Origin of the sequence: Carboxydothermus ferrireducens DSM 11255 (assembly GCF_000427565.1) — a bacterium.
Classification (GTDB): domain Bacteria; phylum Bacillota; class Z-2901; order Carboxydothermales; family Carboxydothermaceae; genus Carboxydothermus; species Carboxydothermus hydrogenoformans.
The window spans coordinates 1-15930 of record NZ_ATYG01000019.1 but is presented as its reverse complement, the minus strand read 5'-3'; the positions used below and the strand labels follow the sequence as shown (position 1 = coordinate 15930).

The window sequence follows — 15930 nt, the reverse complement described above, 5'->3', positions numbered from 1 at the left end:
AAAGAAGCTTTCTATTCTTAATTTTCTTCCCTGGTACCAGAAGCTTTTAAAGCTTCCTTTTCTCTTTTTAGACTTTTAATTTCCCGATTAAGCCTGAAATAAACTCCAGTCCCCAGTAAAATCACTGTAAAGGCTCCAGCCAGGGCTGAGAGAAAAATCACCAGAACCAGGGGAATTTGCGGTAAACTCCAGAATAGAAACTTTATGGCTACCGCCGTTTGGTTTTGAAAAGCAAAAATAGCAATAACTATGGCAAAAATTAACGCCACCACAAAATAAAGCTGTCCTTTAGACATAAAAGCACCTCACTCACATAGTTTTAATAATTGCAAAAATTGGTAGTTGCCATTTCTTCCCTTGGTTAAATTATAAGTCTCCTTCAAACCCGCTACAATGGTTTTCAATTATTTTTTCGAAGGAGAATTTATCTCCTGCTTCTCCTCTCCCACCAGGAAGAGCTGCGGGCAAAATAAAGTTTATAACCTTACAATCCAAAACGCATTTACACCAAACCAATTTCAAAAAAATCGACTCCAGCCTCTACCCGTAATATAATATCATTGGGAAATAATATACGGGGTGATTTGATTGGCTAATATTTTTGAAGACTTTTCAAAAGAGTTTTACCAGCTTCTGAAAAATTTTATTAAAAAGCAGGTTTCTCAGGAATCCGACGTGGAAGATATACTTCAGGAAGTAATGATTAAGATTTATAAAAACATTGATAATTTAAAGGATTGCAGGAAGATTCAGGGATGGGTCTACCAAATTGCAAGAAATACAATTATCGACTATTACCGGAAGCAAAGTAAATCTATCTTTCTCCATGACAACCTTGTGTTTTACTCGAGTCCCGTTGAGTCTACATTTAATAAGGAAATTGCTCAGTGCTTAAAAAATATGATTGTTCATCTTCCCGACCCATATCGCCAAGCAATTTTACTCACCGAATATCATGGTTTTACCCAAAAAGAAGTTAGTGAAAAACTTGGTCTTTCTGTTTCAGGAGTAAAATCCAGAGTACAGCGGGCACGCAAGATGCTTAAAAATATGCTTTTAAACTGCTGCAACCTGGAATTTGATCGACTTGGCAATATAATTGATTACCAGCACAGAAGTTCAAACTGCAAATATTGTTGAAAAAAAGACGTAAGGCAGATGCGTCCTTTTTTCTTTTTCACCGTCTTAATAAATAAAAAAGGTATTTTTAGGAGGTTGATTAGCATGGATGTAAGCAAAAATATTTCAAATTGCTGTAATGCAGGTAATAAAAGCTGTTGTGGAGATAATAGCAGTACAGTAAAAAGCAACAAAAATAGTACACGTTTAGTCATTGACTTTTTGTACCTTGACCTCAATGTTTGCGAACGGTGTCAGGAAACAGATAATACTTTAGAAAGTGCAATTGATGATGTAAAACATGTTTTAGAAATGGCCGGCATTGAGGTTGTGGTAAATAAAATAAATGTCATTAATGAAGAATTAGCTAAAAAATATCGCTTCGTCAGCTCTCCCACTATCCGAATCAATGGAAAAGATATTCAACTTGAGGTTAAAGAAAATAGCTGCCAGTCCTGCGGGGATTTATGCGGCGATGAAATCAACTGCAGGGTTTTTGTATATAAAGGTCAGGAGTACACCTCCCCTCCAAAGGAAATGATTATAGAAGCAATTTTACGAGAAGTATTTGGCGGAAATGAAAAAGAAAACCAGATAGAAGATAAACCGGAAGAAGAATACGTACTTCCAGAAAATTTAAAACGATTTTACGAAGGCTTAAAAATCAAATCAAAAAACTACTGCTGTTAAACTCTTAAGAAAAGAAAAAAGCCTTTGGAACATTCCCAGAGGCTTTTTTCTTTATTTAATTACCCTTTCCGCCATTTTAACTACAAAAATAGCATCATTTATGGCTTTTTGGGCATCCTGCAGGGTATATTCTTCGGTTGGAATAAAATCTATATCTCCATAAAAGGCAAATTCCCGCTCTTTTCTGAGCCACTTAGAAATTCGTATAATCTCGGGAATATCAGGTATTACTTCTCCTGGTAATTTCTCTTTATGGTCTGCAAGTAATGGACTTACATCATGTTGTTTGGGCGGGTCAATTCCTATTTGTCTGAGCATACCTTTAACCGCCAACTCAACAATCTCCTGGGCTTCACGAATAACATCGGAATAGGCTTCTTCTTCGAGAAGTACATTTAGGATTTTCAGGCGTTTTTGCGCTTTTATGAGATAACTTTTGGCCAGGGTTTCATTGGTCATAGTTCAATAACCTCCCCATACCGGTAGTCCTTTTTCAATACCCAGTACCATCCTCCACCACGGTAAATTTTTTCGGCCCCCAATCTTTGGAGTTTTTCCCTTAAAGAACTTAAATAATTTTTAAAAAAATCTTCTTTATCATACAAAATTTTTGCATCGTCTATCATGTCTAAAAAAAGAAGGCTTCCTTTTAATACTTCATCTTTTTGTTTAATCACAGGAGAAAGATAAGTATCTATTCCCTCATTTTTTAATTTATTTAAAAGGGGCTCAATTTTTCTTTCAACTTCTAAAAATTCTTCAACTCGAGCTATTCTACCCCGGGGAAGGTCCGAGGCAATAATTAGTAAATCTATATCCGAATCAGGCCTGAAAGTACCTCTGCCTACCGAACCAAAAACCGCCAGGGTAATAAGCCTTTCACCATAAAAATCTTTTACTTCCTTTAAAAGATTATCAAGAATAATATCAAAATATTTTTTATACATCAAACCACCCCAAAAGTATTGTGGTTTCAACTTCAAACTACCATAATTTTCATTTATTAGCAAGTAATTAAAACTCAATCGCTTCCTGTTCAAGCCTTATATTTAAGGCTAACATCATTTCAATAACCGTCCTAAAATCCTGATAAACCGGGTCTTCCAGGACTTTTGTAAGTTTACGCCGGTAGCTTTCCGAAAGCTTCATCCCCCGTTCCTTATATTTTAAAAGAGTATCCAAATCCATCCAGAGCGGCTTAAAGGGAATACCCGTTTCCCTTTTTAACTGTAAAAAAATATTAAAACCGCCCAGGTCAATATCGCCCCAGTGGTAAAAATCAATATTAAATCCCCGATTTAAACAATAATCATAAATTTTTCTTAAAAATTTTCGCTCCATCTTCCCGGCAAAACCCCCAAGATAAAGCACTACATCCTCCGGATAGCTTCTTACATACTGGTAATAGGAAGTTAAATTTTCTACCGTCACCACCCGCTGAGCTGCAAAATCGGCAATTTCCAGCTGCAGGGCAAGTCCTGCCGGAAAAGCTACATCATAATTAAGCCCTCTAAGGTCAAAGAGCCGTCCATCGGGGTATTTAAGGATAACGGGACCGGCAAGGTGAAGGTAGACCGGGTTATTAACCACCCCAAACTCGGAAAAAACGGCATCCCCGGATACCTCAATATCTTTAAAGTAGTATTTTTGCAAAAGGGCGGCAACTTTGCGCTCCACTTTTAAAAAAAGTTTACTATCGCCGAGATACCGCTGGCTAAAAACCCTTTTGGGAATTTCTTCGTTATTTTGGGAAAGAGCGTTTAATACGGCAACTATTATTTCTGCATCGTCATCAAATAACGGCTCTATCAACATATCTTTTTTCAGTTCCCCGAGCCATTCGGGAAAATCGTTTAAATTAGCCCAAAGCTTACGGTAGTGTTCTTCCTTTTCCTCCGGTTTTTGCCGGGAAAGCTTTTCATAAAGAAGCTCTGCTTTTTCAGGATTTAACTTAACATGCCTTAAAAGATTATCTTTTTCAAACCGCTCCCATACTAAGGTGATAAACCCTTCCCGCTCCCAGTCTTTAAGGGCTGCATGAAATAAAGCTTTAAATTCCCCATCGGTAAAATAGCGGGGAAAGTTATTTTCGGCAATTTTGATAAGCGGCCTTTTCCCCTGTTCATATTTCTCTAAAAGCTCCTCTAACAGCTTTTTAACCGCTGGCGCTTCCAAGCCTTATCCCTTCCTTGGAGCCATCATAATAAAATTCCTCCACAAAACTCTGGTCACCGGCGCGTAGTACCAACAAATTGGTTTCCACATGAGGAGCAATCAGAGCAAGCTTATCCGAAGGCACGGCAATAATAGGCTGCAAGCCGTAAAATTTCATAAACCTTATGCTTGACTCCACCCTATCGGCATCCATCCGGTTAAAAGCTTCATCAAAAAGCATCAGCCTTATAGTGCTGTCCCCCCGGTGTATCCGGTAAAGCTGGACAAAAGACGCCACAATTGCCACATAAAAAGGCGTCTGCGTTTCTCCGCCGGACTTTAAACCGTAGACTTTGGAGTAATGGGAAATGGTTCCATCACCGTGGAGAATCTCAATATCATAGGTTAAGTAGTTCCGGTAGTCGGTTAAGCGGTTTAGAAACTCCCCGGCCTCTTTATCCCGGTGTAAAAACCCTTCAAACATCTCGTCCATTACTTCTTTAAACTTTTCCCGGAGTACCCCGCTAAAAAGGCTTGTCTCCCCGGGAGTTAACTTATCCACTTCATCGATAAGCTCCATGTATTTTTTATACTCCGGAGCATTTTCGTACCTGAACCGGTATTCATCCTCTCCAAATTTTATGCCCCGCAAAGCAGCATTTAACTCCCGGAATACCCCTTTAGCTTCTTCAATGCTTTCTTTAAGCTTATGCACAAAGTGGGATTTAAACTCTTCCTCCGCCTGGGCTTTCGCCCGCTCCATCCGCTCTTTATAATCCGGAAGCTCACTTTCGGCAAGTTTTCTGTATAAATCAAGAAAATCGGTAATATCATCCCCGGTTATACTGCCGCCAAAAGCATACTTCTGGTTAAATTTACTTCTTAGCTCCGTTAAATCCGCCCGAAGATTATTAATCCTGGTCTCAAGACCTTTTAAACTGCTTGAGAAATTCTGGGCAATTTGTCCTGGGCTTTTTCCTTTTAATTCTTCCTCAAAACGTTTTTCCCCATCACCAACCAAATCAGGATTTTGGGAACAAAACTCATCGTACTCCCTCCGGGCAGATTCAAGTTCTATCTTAAGCTGTTTTTCTTCCCCGGCTCTAAATTCAAGTTCTTTTGTCACCATTCCCACCCGTCCCTGAACTTTATCTTTCTCTGCTTCCAGAGCTTTTTCTTCCACCACAAGTTTGGCATGACTTTCTTCCAGCGCTTTAATTCCAGAAGTATCGATACTTTCCCTTTCCCGGGAAAGTTTTACTATTTTTTCTTCAATTTCCGCAAGCTTCAAAAGCTCCATCAAGCGGTCCTCTAACAATGCATACTCCCGGTCCTTTTCATCCCGTGCTCCTGAGAGTTCCTCCTGGCGTTCGGTAAGCTTAAACTTCTCCCGGTATAACTTATCAAGTTCCTGCTCTAATTCCCTGAGCTCCTGTTCTCTTTTCTCGATCTGCTTTTTAATAGCCCGGCTGCCGATGTAGGGAATTTCGTAAACTTTAAAATCAATTTGCCGGGCAGTATGATTTTGATAAACCATGCAGGTCGGGGTTATCGACCGCGGATAAAGTTTTAACTGCCCCTCGTGTTCGCACTTTATTACCCGGCCCATTAAAAACTGGGCATATGCCAGAGCGTAGGGATTCTCGCTGGTAACTTCTTCCGCCAAAGAATTTTTCTCAATTTGTCCTAAATACTTTTTCACCCGGCCGGTATTGACAATCCCCACCCGGGAAATTCGCCGCTCCTTTTTATACCGCTCGTAAATGGCAAGAGCCCGGTCAAAATCCTCCGGCGGCAGGATGATATCAAACCTCTGGGTATTTAAATATCCCTCCACCGCATTCTGCCAGCGTTCATCCTTGACCTCAAGTAACTCCGCTAAGATTTTCGGCTCCACTTCTTTTTTCGCTTCTTCCCGAAACTTTTCCTTTAAAAGATTAATTAACGCCCCCACTTCCGGAGGATAGGTATGCTTGTTTTGCTTTAAACCATCAAGGATTTCTTCGATTTCCTGTTTTAAGGCCTTTTTAGTAGAAATCTCGGCTTCTATCCGGTATAGCTCCTGTGCCGTTTGTTCTTTTAAATTTTTCCGAAAGTTTATAAGCTCCGGTAAAAGCGCTTTTACGTCTTTTAGCCTTAAATTTAAGACCATTTCTTTTAAAATTTCTGCCTGGCTAAAACCGTATTTTTCATATAATGCTGCTTCATTCTGTAAAAAAGTCTGGACTTTTTCCTGTAAGGTTTTTAACCTTTTTTGTTCCGCTTGGAGCTCTTTAATTTCTTTCTCAATCTCCGTTAACCTCCGGTACGCCGAATTTTCCCAGAGGGCTTTATTGACATTATCCTTTTCTTCCCGTACCTCTAACAACCTTTTTGTAAGAATGTTTAGCTTTTCCTCAAGCTTTGCCTTTTCACCGGCAAGCTCTTCTATCCTCCCGGTAAGGCTTTGATACCTCTCCTGTAAATCAGCAAGATTTCCCCGTAACACCAGGTAGCGATGCAGGTTCCGGGTCGTTATGTCTTTTTTTAGCTGTTTATGTTTTTCTAAGATTACTTCTAAATCGTGTAATTTTCTCTCGGTTTCTTCGGCCAGAACCAAAAACCGGTCATATTGCTCCAGGTTTTCTAAAAGATTTCTTAAATCGATTTCCCTGGGCTCTAACAAATATTCATAAACAAATTCCCGGATGTCCTTAATCGATTTAAAGGAAATGGCCTTAACAAATAAAGAGAAAAACTTTTCATGGATGTGGCCAAGTTTGGTCCGCAGCTGATGTTTATACGCATCTTTGGCCAAAAGCTCTGCATTTTTTAAAGCCCCCATTTTGGCGCGAAACTCCGTAATATTCCTTGGCCGCTGATCAACAATGAAGTAGTCATCGTTTATAGAAGCATTATTTATGATAAAAAACTGTTCTTTTAAAGTATCATCGCTGTAGGCATCAATTACTACCCCTACCAAAAACGGCTCCTTTTTCTTATGGTCAAAAAACTCAAGGCAGATAACGGAAGTTACGTCACCGGTTCTTAGTACCCGTTTCCCCAGGGCCCCATCGGCCCCGGTTTTACAGCGCACATACCCCAGTAAATCCCTCTTGGAGTGTTCTTCCCCTGCCGATGAATTAAAGCGCACTTTCCTCTGGTCCGCCACCAGAACATACTGGATAGCATCCAATATGGTTGATTTACCGGAACCGTTATCCCCGGTTAAAAGAGTTGCCCCTTTTAGTTTAATGGTTTCATTTTGAAAATAATGCCAGTTTATAAGCTTTATACCCCTGAGCTCTTTAAAATTTTCAGCTTTCATCGGCTTCTTCCTCCGCTTCTCTGCTCTTCAAGCTCTCCAGATACGCCCGCAAATCTTTATCGGTCAGAACTACCGCCAGAGTTGGAAGCAAGACTATTCGCGTCTCGGGAAAAGTTTGTGCTCCATCGGGTAGGATTATCAGCCGGTAACGGGAAAACAGGGAAAGACATTCGCGAAGAGATTTCTTATCCAAAGGTTTATCTTTAATTCCCAGTTCCCGAAATCTCTCCTGAATATCAAACACCGTCACCAGTGGATTTTCCGCAAGAGATAGCTCCCGCCGCTTTTCCTCATAAAGGGTTCGTAAAATTAAGAGTACTAAACTTTCCACTAAATTTAACCTAAGCTTGTTAAAATCACTGCTACCTGCCGCCTGGTAAATCCTCTGGGCTGCAAAGTGCACCAGTTCCCAGCCGGCAAGCTCTAAAAAAGCTCGCACTTCTTTTTCATGCTGGTAGATAAAATAATAGTCTTTTCTATCCTCTTCAAGGTCCCGGATCACAAAATTTTGCGTAAGAAGCTTATTTACCGCCCGGGTAAATTCTTCCCGGGTTTTGGGTGAATAATCCTTGATTAAAAGAAGCTCTTCCATTTTTTCCCTTCCTTACAATCTTAATGTTTTTAAAAGCAAAAGGTCCTTTTTGCACTTTTTCTCCGGCAAAACGCCGCTTGTCTTCTTTAATAACATAAGCTGCTTTTTTATGGCGAAAATAGGCATTTAAGTAAATTAGCTTAATAAAATCCTCCAAGTTTTCCACCAGCTCCACCGCTTCCACTTCATCCCGGCCCCGGGCTTTTTCCAGGAAAAATTCGTTTATAACCTCGACCGAATACCGCTCCCTTACTTCTTCCAGTGTTTTCCTTAAAAGTTCTTTTTTCTTCTCCAGTGGTAATTCCACAAGCTTTTGTTCCGGCCGGTGTTCGCTGGCCGGTTTTCTTGGTTTATAAAGGGGATCATTATTAAAAAATTTAAATTCATTAAGTTTTACAGGTAAAGCATGTTCTAAATAATCTTTTAATGATAGCTCTTTTTGCATTACCTGTCCGGCGATATAATCTAAAATATCTATAAGCGTCCTGGTTAAATCCCGGTCAGTTTCCAATAGATACTTAAGCTGCCGGTAAGAGCTTTTGGCATAAAGGGCGTTATACCGGTCAATTTCCTCCAGGTAAAGATCAAGCTCCCGGTAGGCAGTTCTGATAAACGAAGTTTTTTCGTAAAACTCCTGCCGAATAACTTCTTCCGGCTTTTCTTTATCCCGCTCCCGGTAAAGATTGATAATCTCATCCACATATTCGCTTTCCCATTCGTTAATTTTGTTAATAATTGCCGGACGGTAGCGGGAAACATGGTCGGAAGTTTTCAGGCGGTGGTAGTTCTGGTCGATAATGTTCTGGGTATATTCTTCAAAGTGGAGGATTAGAAGTTCTTTTGCCGATGTTTTACTTACCGCTTCTTTGATATAGCCTTTAATGTTGTCTCTTAGCGTCTTTAAGCTATTTAAAAGATTCCGGGTTTCCCGGTAAGCGCTATCTAAAGCTAAATCTTTCTGCAATTCGGCTTCGGGAGAACACAATGCACTGTAAGTAGCAAAAACATACCCCCGGTACTCTTCCGTTTGCCGGTTGGCTATTTTCTCCAGGGCTTCTAACATAACCCGGGCAGGCTCCGTAATCGTCACATACTGCTGGTAGTCATTATCCTCTTCTAAATTAAACCAGCCCACATCAACGGAACAAAGCCTTCTTAAAATAAAATTGGCCCGTTCCCGGGCGCTTCCTATCTCCTCTTCGCCCTCTTCGGGAACAAAATCCTCCCGCTCTTCAAGAACATCGGTTATTAAAGCGATAACATCCTCCCGCTGAAGCCGAAAAGGAGTTTGCTGGTAAAGTTTATAGATTTGTAAAAGTAAATCGGCGTAAATCTCCCGGTTGGGCCCGGCCAGTATTCCAAAAAATCTTTCCGGTACTACCGAAAATAACTTCATTCTCTCTTACCCCAAATGTATGATTTTTTTTATATCATAACAAATTCTCAGGAAATTTCCAAAAGAAATGTAGTTTAAGCTTTTTAATTATATAATTCTCCAGCTTTCGACTTTTACCTGCAAAAAATTAAACGTAAACTTAAATCTAAAGGTATGCTTTTGTGATACATTGTGTTATAATATAACCAAGGCCTAACTGTTATATGATATAAAAAGAGGGATTTATTTGAAGATAAAACGTATTGACTGGACTCCAGATAGAATTAACCATATCGCAAGGCATAATATTTCTCCTGAGGAAGTTGAGGAAGCTGCCTTTGATAGCCCTTGCGTTATTCAGGTTCTAAAACAAGCCGATAGAAACCCTGAGCAAAAGATTTACCGTCTTCTTGGTCGTACATCTGAAGGAAGATATATTGTCTTTATTTTTATCTATGAAGGGCATGGAGTAGCTTATCCTGTTACAGCAAGGGTTATGACCCCAAAGGAAAGGAGGTATTACCTTGAAAGACTCTCGTGATTTTATCGAAAAAACCGCCCAGTTTTTTGATAACATTGATACTCAAGATTTGGAATGGGAGGATGCAACAATAAAATTTGAACGTCCTGAAATGGTTCATGTTTCCGTCCGTATCCCTAAAGAGGATCTAATTGCAATTAAGAAAAAGGCCAAACAATTAGGCATTGGTTACTCTACCTATATCCGTATGGTCTTAAGAAAAGAAATTTCTAAATAAAAACCAGCCGCATCGGCTGGTTTTTATCGTTGTTATTTGTCCAATTTTAATTTTTGTTTTTGTGCGATTTATATTGACATTTTTGTGCTATTTTAAGTATACTAATATTAGATATTGAGCTATTTTTTAAAGTGAGGTGAAAAAATGATAATATCTGCCACCGAATTTAAATCCAAAATTGGTAAATACCTTAAGCTTGCCGAAAAGGAAGAAATCATTATTACCAAAAACGGCAAACGTATTGCTAAGCTAACAAGTGCTGTAGAAGACAAAACTGCTATTGTTAAATCTTTAATAGGTATTTTGCCTCATACCATATCCGAAGAGGAAGCAAGAGAGGAGCGCCTTTCAAAACATGAACGTCTTGATTGACACTAACGTTATTTTGGATGTACTTGGCAAACGCGAACCTTTTTTTCAGTACTCAACGTCAATTTTAATGTTGGCCGCTAAAAATAAAATATCAGCTTCTATAACTGCTAATAGTTTAACTGATCTACATTATTTATTAAAAAAATACCTTAAAAACAATGAACAAGTAAAAAATGCTCTTAAAAGTTTAATAGACATTTTAGATATTGTTGACATTACAAAAAACGATTGTCTAAAAGCTTTTGATTTACCCATGGACGATTATGAAGATGCTCTTCTTGCGTTTTGTGCAAAACGTGTTAAAGCTGATTATATCATTACCAGAAACATAAAAGACTTTCTAAATTCACCCGTAAACCCAATTACCCCGGAAGATTTTATCTCACGCTTTTTTGCCGAAAAAAATATTTGATACTTTCTAAGATTTACTTTAAATATTCCTCTAACATCTCCACTTCAACCACCGGAGCTTTACAGCTAAAGTTTTCACACACGTAAACCGTAGCCCTTTCTCCAATAAGAGACTTTTTATCCGCAATATGCGGTATTATTTCCCGGATCTCTTGCCCCGCACCGCCTATCGGGTGGAAAAGCAGTACCGAGTTTGGCAAATACGCCAAATTTATTTTTTCGAGCATCGCCCGGGTGTCTTCTCCATCTGGCTCTCCTGCAATCACTATCTCTTTGACAGGCCCCAGGTAAAATAAATACGCCTGCAGAAAAAAGGAGTAAGCAGAAGGCATTTCCGACACTTTACCGGCAAAAGCAGATAAAATTTCCTCGGCTTTTTGAAGAAACTCATCCTCCCCCAGCACCCGACCAAGCCGCAAAAGGTTTAACGCCGCCACCGAATTTCCCGAAGGCACCGCTCCATCGTAGATTTCCTTGGGCCGGGTGATTAACTCTTCGCCATCGGCCCCGGTAAAAAATAACCCCCCGTGTTTTTCATCCCAGAAAAGTTTTAGCATCTCCCTTGTGAGCTCTACCGACAATTTTAAATACCTTACTTCAAACGAAGCCTCGTAAAGCTCAATTAATCCCCAGATAAGAAAAGCGTAATCATCCAGATACGCTAAAACTGCCGTCTCTCCCTCCCGGTAGCGGGCTAAAAGCCGACCATCGTCCCTTCGAAGCTTTGAAAAAATAAACTCTGCTGCATTTTGAGCCATATTTAAGAGTTCCTGATCCTGCAGTACCCTTGCCCCTTTGGCCAGCGCTGCAATCATTAACCCATTCCAGGAAGTTAAAATCTTATCATCCTTATGCGGCAAAACCCTTTTCTCCCGCTCCTGATAAAGTTTTTGCCGCATTCTATCTAAACTATCGGTTAATTCCTCCAAGCTTTTTCCAACCTTTACTTCCATTGACTCCAAATCAGTATGTATTAAATTAGGTATATTCTTACCTTCAAAATTGCCTTCCGGGGTTATATCATACACCCGGCAGAATAACTCCCCCTCCTCCGGACCAAGAGCTTTTTTTACCTCATCCGTCGTCCAGACGTAATATTTACCCTCAACCCCTTCCGAATCGGCATCTTCCGCGGAATAAAACCCTCCTTCGGGTGATGTCATTTTTCTTTTGACATAGGTAAAAACCTCTCGGGCAACCCTGGCATATTTTTCTTTTTTCGTCGCTTGATAAGCTTCCAGGTAGGTATACGCTAAAAGGGCATTGTCGTACAGCATTTTTTCAAAATGCGGCACCAGCCACTCCCGGTCAGTGGAGTAACGGTGAAACCCGTATCCTACATGGTCATAAATCCCGCCCCGGGCCATCGCCTCTAAAGTTTTTTCCGCCATAAAAAGAGCTTTTTCTTCCCCGGTCCTCTTCCAGTACCGGAGCAGAAAAATAAGATTATGAGGAGTGGGAAACTTGGGCGCTGGCCCAAAACCGCCGTATTCGCTATCAAACCTTCCCAAAAACTCCCGGTAGGCTTTTTCTAATACTTCTTCGGTTAAATCTCCTTTTTTACTTTGCGGCATCGCCTGCATAAATTCATAAAGTCGCTTACTTATTGTAAGAAGTTGCTCCCGGTCAGTCTCCCAGAGTTTTGCTATTTCTGTTAAAATCTCCATAAGTCCCGGACGGCCCCACTTAGACCTTTTGGGGAAATACGTCCCGGCAAAAAACGGTTTTTTCTCCGGAGTCATTATTATGGTAAGAGGCCAGCCTCCCTGTCCCGTCATTGCCTGACAGGCGGTCATGTAAATCTGGTCCACATCCGGCCGCTCTTCCCGGTCTACCTTAATGGCCACAAAGTGCTTATTTAATAAATCTGCCACCTCTTCATCCTCAAACGACTCCTGCTCCATCACATGGCACCAGTGGCAGGTAGAGTAACCAATAGAAAGAAAAACCGGCTTATCTTCCATCAGCGCTTTTTTAAACGCTTCATCTCCCCAGGGATACCAGTCCACAGGATTGTACGCATGCTGCAAAAGATACGGCGACTTTTCGTGGATTAAGCGGTTGGGTCGTCTCATCTTTTTTCACCACCAGGAAAGTTTTAAAGTTAAAAATCTTGAGTAAGGTTAAATCAAATTAAACATTGCTAAAATTGACATTAATAAATTTGAACTTGCGTGAAACAGCCACCCGGGAATTATCGAACCACCTGCTCTTTGTTCATTTATCCATCCTATAATCCAACCAACACTTCCTGTGATTGTAACTATTATAATTATTCCCCATAAACCCACGAAAGAATAAAAAATAAACCCATGTAAAAGCCCAAATAATAATGCTTGACTAAAATTTGCTATAGTAAATCCAAATTTTGCACTAAGGCGCTTATTAATAAATCCTCTGAACAGTATTTCTTCCGAAAGGCCTGTTTGGATAAAAGAATAAATTAAAGCTGGAAGGAATACTGCTCTACCTTTTCCTGAAAATTGTGATATTGCCAAATTTGATGAATCAACAAGCTTAGGTAAAATAATAATTGTTGGCAGAGAAAATAAAACAATACTGCTCAAAAACAATGTAAAAAATTGTTTTTTATTTGTTATTAATGGCTTTTTAAACCCAAGCCAGTGTAAAAAATTCTCTTTTTCTCTTGCCGTTATTAACCACCATATAAACGGAACTAATGAAAAAACTACTACTTGAAGCAACGCATTAAATAATGATGAGATTGTATCTATAATTAATCATCTCCCCTTTAGTAAAAATTTCTTTGTCGACAGCAAACCAAGGTTTTTTACATTAATAAAACCACTTTGTCGGCAGCAAGAATATTTAATGCACAATTAAATTATAATTATCTTTTTTCCCTTGCCTGCTTTTCGGCAATTTTTTTATAAAATTCTCCTTTGATTTCCCGATTTTGTTTTAAAAGCTTAGCTGGCACCTCTTCCCCTCTAATATTAAAAAATATATCATTATGACATTTTTTGTTTTAATTTATTCCAATTCTAAAATCTTACTAATTTCCTGGGGTTTGATATTATAAATTTTCCCATTAACTCTAAAACAATTTCTTTTGAGTACCTCAATGCTAATTCCATTAAGTTCAAAACTGTCTTGTCGTCTTCTTAACTTATACCCTTTCTCTTTCTTGAGCTTTTTTAATTCTTTATATAATTCTAATTCACAATAATTTCTTAAGCTTAACTCATGAATATTTTCTGCATTTGTTAATAAATAATAGGTCGTATAAATATGCGTCCGAATGCCATAATCATCCACGGTTTGTATAGGGGGGTCCAAATTTTCTATACTTTCCAATTCAAATCTAATGTATAATTCTTCTTTAGTTGATGGTAACTCTTGACACTCATTTCTTTTGTAGGTTCGAAAACTCTTTATACGACCATAATAATATATTCCTGCATCCTTTCCAAAACTTTTTGCCGACTGGTAAAAAGCTATATATTCTATTCCAGGTCTTACATTCGCCAAAGTGGATACTGGTATATGATAAAATTTATTGTCAAGATAGGCTTCTAAATGTTTTTTGTCTTTCACATTCCCAATTAGAACATTTCGATACTTAAACTTGATAAAACTATCGTCAATAGCTTCATGAGATAATATCCTTGATGTCGATTCTATATCAGATTCTTCTATAATGCTTTTTATATGCTCTTTTAGTAAGCTATAACTTCCAGGTAGCAAAGGAAAGGCACCAATGTTAACTTTTTCTATGCTTTTATAAAACTTATGATTTACAAATTTTTTCTCATCACTATAAGGAAACATTACATAAGCACCAAAGGTTTTATATTTAAATTGCATTGTTTCAGGCATTTCTGCTACAATAGCATCCCTATATCTATGCATAGCATTAATATCTTCTTCTAAAGGCCCTATTTCTTCATTATTAATTTCAACTCGATATTTTGCATCAAAAATGAACATCCTGTTTATTTTGCCTTTTTTGTTTAAACAAAGTACGGTATCGGGCTTTTGGTCACTTGTAGGTAGGTTAGTAAATATTTTATTATAAAATAATTCTATTTCTTCACCATTTTCGTTAACGTATTTCATTACAGATGTGTCATTTTGTAATAAATTAAAAACTAACCCATTATCAGTAACTTTTATAATTCCGTAATTTTTAACTTTGTACCCCAATTCTTTTATTATTTTATGAATCGTTAAATAACACCAAATTTCATAAAGCTTCCAAATCCTTTTAGGTGTAATATTATAAATATCTTCACTTATGCTAAGTCCTTTTTTTAACAGAATCCAATAAAAATATACTTCTTTATAGCCAAGCGCCATTTGAAAAACTAAAGTCATACTTTTATTTTTATTTAGCTCACTTATATTTACATAAAAGGTGCGTAAATGGTAAGTAATTTGCTTTTCCACTTCATTAAGAAAATTAAGATATTCATTAACAATATTGCTTTGTTTTCGCTCGATATTTTGCTTAGCAATATTACCTTTTATCTTTTTAATTCTTTTAATTAAGTTTTGTAAGATATACTTCACGTATTGGTTTTCAAATATGTCAAAAGTAATGTTTTTCTTTAACTCAATTATCTTAAACGGCAAGTATTTTTTCCCATTGACTGCAATAAAGCCATTTTTGTCTTCAAAAAGATTTTCTGGCTTCTTGCCTAAAAATTTGCTTGTTTTCGAAGATACTACTTTTGCTTTGTCCGCATGTTTTATCGTTTCCTGGAGAACGATATTATGTTTTGGATACTTTTCTATTCTTTTTAGAGCCCTATTGAAATTATTAAAAACCCTCTGCAAGATTTTGATAAATTCAAAATTACTTTGATATTTTGTTTGACTAACCGTAGCTTGATGAAAAGTACTTCCCAATAATTCATAGGCTAAGGCTGCCATCTCTTCGTTTATTTCCTGCAACATAGCTTTGTAATCTTGATAATAATCCATTTTAGCCGGGAAAACTTCAATGGTAAGCGTTAATAATATGTTTCTACTCACATAAAATAACCGTCCAATGCTCAGATTTCGTGGCCAAATAGAAAAGGAATTTGTTTAGATAATGGCGAATAATTGGAGAAAAAATCTAAAGAAGGAGAAAAAGGAAAAGTCTTCGAGTAAGGTTTACGGAGCTGACACTCCCCTTACCGAAGAC

General features: G+C 38.3%; 16 protein-coding genes. 6 read left to right on the top strand and 10 right to left on the bottom strand.

What is annotated here, in order from left to right; all coding sequences use genetic code 11:
- Nucleotides 1-17 precede the first annotated feature (17 nt).
- Nucleotides 18-296, bottom strand: a complete 279-nt coding sequence (locus CARFE_RS14710; protein ID WP_034541894.1) for a LapA family protein — start codon at nt 294-296, stop codon at nt 18-20.
- Between the two features lie 292 nt (nt 297-588).
- Between CARFE_RS14710 and sigZ the strand changes: the two genes are divergently transcribed.
- Entirely contained in the window at nt 589-1140 is a 552-nt protein-coding gene (gene sigZ, locus CARFE_RS0107830; protein ID WP_028052356.1) for an RNA polymerase sigma factor SigZ, read from the top strand.
- Nucleotides 1141-1224: 84 nt separating this feature from the next.
- Nucleotides 1225-1809 carry a DUF2703 domain-containing protein gene (locus CARFE_RS0107825; RefSeq protein ID WP_028052355.1) on the top strand — a complete coding sequence of 195 codons (585 nt, stop codon included), beginning with the start codon at nt 1225-1227 and terminating at the stop codon, nt 1807-1809.
- A gap of 51 nt (nt 1810-1860) precedes the next feature.
- On the opposite strand, the gene CARFE_RS0107820 is transcribed toward CARFE_RS0107825, so the two are convergent.
- The 6 genes from CARFE_RS0107820 to CARFE_RS0107795 all read right to left on the bottom strand — a co-directional run bounded on the left by CARFE_RS0107820 (nt 1861) and on the right by CARFE_RS0107795 (nt 9258).
- Nucleotides 1861-2268, bottom strand: coding sequence for a HEPN domain-containing protein (locus CARFE_RS0107820; protein WP_028052354.1), 408 nt, complete (start codon nt 2266-2268; stop codon nt 1861-1863).
- A complete protein-coding gene (locus CARFE_RS0107815) occupies nt 2265-2756 on the bottom strand; it encodes a nucleotidyltransferase domain-containing protein (protein ID WP_028052353.1) in 492 nt (163 codons plus the stop codon). Before CARFE_RS0107815 ends, CARFE_RS0107820 begins: the two co-directional genes overlap by 4 nt.
- Before the next feature lie 67 nt (nt 2757-2823).
- The gene (locus tag CARFE_RS0107810; protein WP_028052352.1) at nt 2824-3984 is read right to left on the bottom strand and encodes a DUF2220 domain-containing protein; all 1161 of its coding nucleotides are present in this window, start codon (nt 3982-3984) and stop codon (nt 2824-2826) included.
- Nucleotides 3965-7270 carry an ATP-binding protein gene (locus CARFE_RS0107805; protein ID WP_028052351.1) on the bottom strand — a complete coding sequence of 1102 codons (3306 nt, stop codon included), beginning with the start codon at nt 7268-7270 and terminating at the stop codon, nt 3965-3967. The genes CARFE_RS0107810 and CARFE_RS0107805 overlap by 20 nt, the downstream gene beginning before the upstream one ends.
- Nucleotides 7260-7862, bottom strand: a complete 603-nt coding sequence (locus CARFE_RS0107800) for a DUF4194 domain-containing protein (protein ID WP_028052350.1) — start codon at nt 7860-7862, stop codon at nt 7260-7262. Before CARFE_RS0107800 ends, CARFE_RS0107805 begins: the two co-directional genes overlap by 11 nt.
- The gene (locus CARFE_RS0107795; RefSeq protein WP_028052349.1) at nt 7792-9258 is read right to left on the bottom strand and encodes a Wadjet anti-phage system protein JetA family protein; all 1467 of its coding nucleotides are present in this window, start codon (nt 9256-9258) and stop codon (nt 7792-7794) included. Before CARFE_RS0107795 ends, CARFE_RS0107800 begins: the two co-directional genes overlap by 71 nt.
- Nucleotides 9259-9484: 226 nt before the next feature.
- Here CARFE_RS0107795 and CARFE_RS0107790 point away from each other — a divergent pair, with 226 nt between their 5' ends.
- From CARFE_RS0107790 to CARFE_RS0107775, 4 genes are all read left to right on the top strand, one after another.
- Nucleotides 9485-9778 (top strand): BrnT family toxin, encoded by a 294-nt coding sequence (locus CARFE_RS0107790; RefSeq protein WP_051250233.1) that lies wholly within the window; start codon nt 9485-9487, stop codon nt 9776-9778.
- Nucleotides 9762-9995, top strand: a complete 234-nt coding sequence (locus CARFE_RS0107785) for a CopG family antitoxin (RefSeq protein WP_028052347.1) — start codon at nt 9762-9764, stop codon at nt 9993-9995. Before CARFE_RS0107790 ends, CARFE_RS0107785 begins: the two co-directional genes overlap by 17 nt.
- A 144-nt stretch (nt 9996-10139) precedes the next feature.
- Nucleotides 10140-10367 carry a type II toxin-antitoxin system Phd/YefM family antitoxin gene (locus CARFE_RS0107780; RefSeq protein WP_028052346.1) on the top strand — a complete coding sequence of 76 codons (228 nt, stop codon included), beginning with the start codon at nt 10140-10142 and terminating at the stop codon, nt 10365-10367.
- Complete coding sequence (locus CARFE_RS0107775) at nt 10351-10779, top strand: PIN domain-containing protein (RefSeq protein ID WP_028052345.1); 429 nt, start codon at nt 10351-10353, stop codon at nt 10777-10779. Before CARFE_RS0107780 ends, CARFE_RS0107775 begins: the two co-directional genes overlap by 17 nt.
- Nucleotides 10780-10792: 13 nt before the next feature.
- Here the strand turns inward: CARFE_RS0107775 and CARFE_RS0107770 are convergent, their stop codons facing one another.
- The 3 genes from CARFE_RS0107770 to CARFE_RS0107755 all read right to left on the bottom strand — a co-directional run bounded on the left by CARFE_RS0107770 (nt 10793) and on the right by CARFE_RS0107755 (nt 15776).
- Nucleotides 10793-12853 (bottom strand): thioredoxin domain-containing protein, encoded by a 2061-nt coding sequence (locus CARFE_RS0107770; protein WP_028052344.1) that lies wholly within the window; start codon nt 12851-12853, stop codon nt 10793-10795.
- Between the two features lie 48 nt (nt 12854-12901).
- Nucleotides 12902-13483, bottom strand: a complete 582-nt coding sequence (locus CARFE_RS0107765) for a CPBP family intramembrane glutamic endopeptidase (protein ID WP_051250232.1) — start codon at nt 13481-13483, stop codon at nt 12902-12904.
- 289 nt (nt 13484-13772) lie between these two features.
- Complete coding sequence (locus tag CARFE_RS0107755) at nt 13773-15776, bottom strand: restriction endonuclease-like protein (protein WP_028052342.1); 2004 nt, start codon at nt 15774-15776, stop codon at nt 13773-13775.
- Nucleotides 15777-15930 lie beyond the last annotated feature (154 nt).

Excerpts from the sequence above, each read along its gene's own strand:
- CARFE_RS0107800 (WP_028052350.1), bottom strand. The coding sequence starts at position 7,862 with ATGGAAGAGCTTCTTTTAATCAAGGATTATTCACCCAAAACCCGGGAA.
- CARFE_RS0107815 (WP_028052353.1), bottom strand. The coding sequence starts at position 2,756 with ATGTATAAAAAATATTTTGATATTATTCTTGATAATCTTTTAAAGGAA.
- CARFE_RS0107775 (WP_028052345.1), top strand. The coding sequence starts at position 10,351 with ATGAACGTCTTGATTGACACTAACGTTATTTTGGATGTACTTGGCAAA.
- CARFE_RS0107780 (WP_028052346.1), top strand. The coding sequence starts at position 10,140 with ATGATAATATCTGCCACCGAATTTAAATCCAAAATTGGTAAATACCTT.
- CARFE_RS0107805 (WP_028052351.1), bottom strand. The coding sequence starts at position 7,270 with ATGAAAGCTGAAAATTTTAAAGAGCTCAGGGGTATAAAGCTTATAAAC.
- CARFE_RS0107820 (WP_028052354.1), bottom strand. The coding sequence starts at position 2,268 with ATGACCAATGAAACCCTGGCCAAAAGTTATCTCATAAAAGCGCAAAAA.
- CARFE_RS0107770 (WP_028052344.1), bottom strand. The coding sequence starts at position 12,853 with ATGAGACGACCCAACCGCTTAATCCACGAAAAGTCGCCGTATCTTTTG.
- CARFE_RS0107825 (WP_028052355.1), top strand. The coding sequence starts at position 1,225 with ATGGATGTAAGCAAAAATATTTCAAATTGCTGTAATGCAGGTAATAAA.
- CARFE_RS14710 (WP_034541894.1), bottom strand. The coding sequence starts at position 296 with ATGTCTAAAGGACAGCTTTATTTTGTGGTGGCGTTAATTTTTGCCATA.
- CARFE_RS0107795 (WP_028052349.1), bottom strand. The coding sequence starts at position 9,258 with ATGAAGTTATTTTCGGTAGTACCGGAAAGATTTTTTGGAATACTGGCC.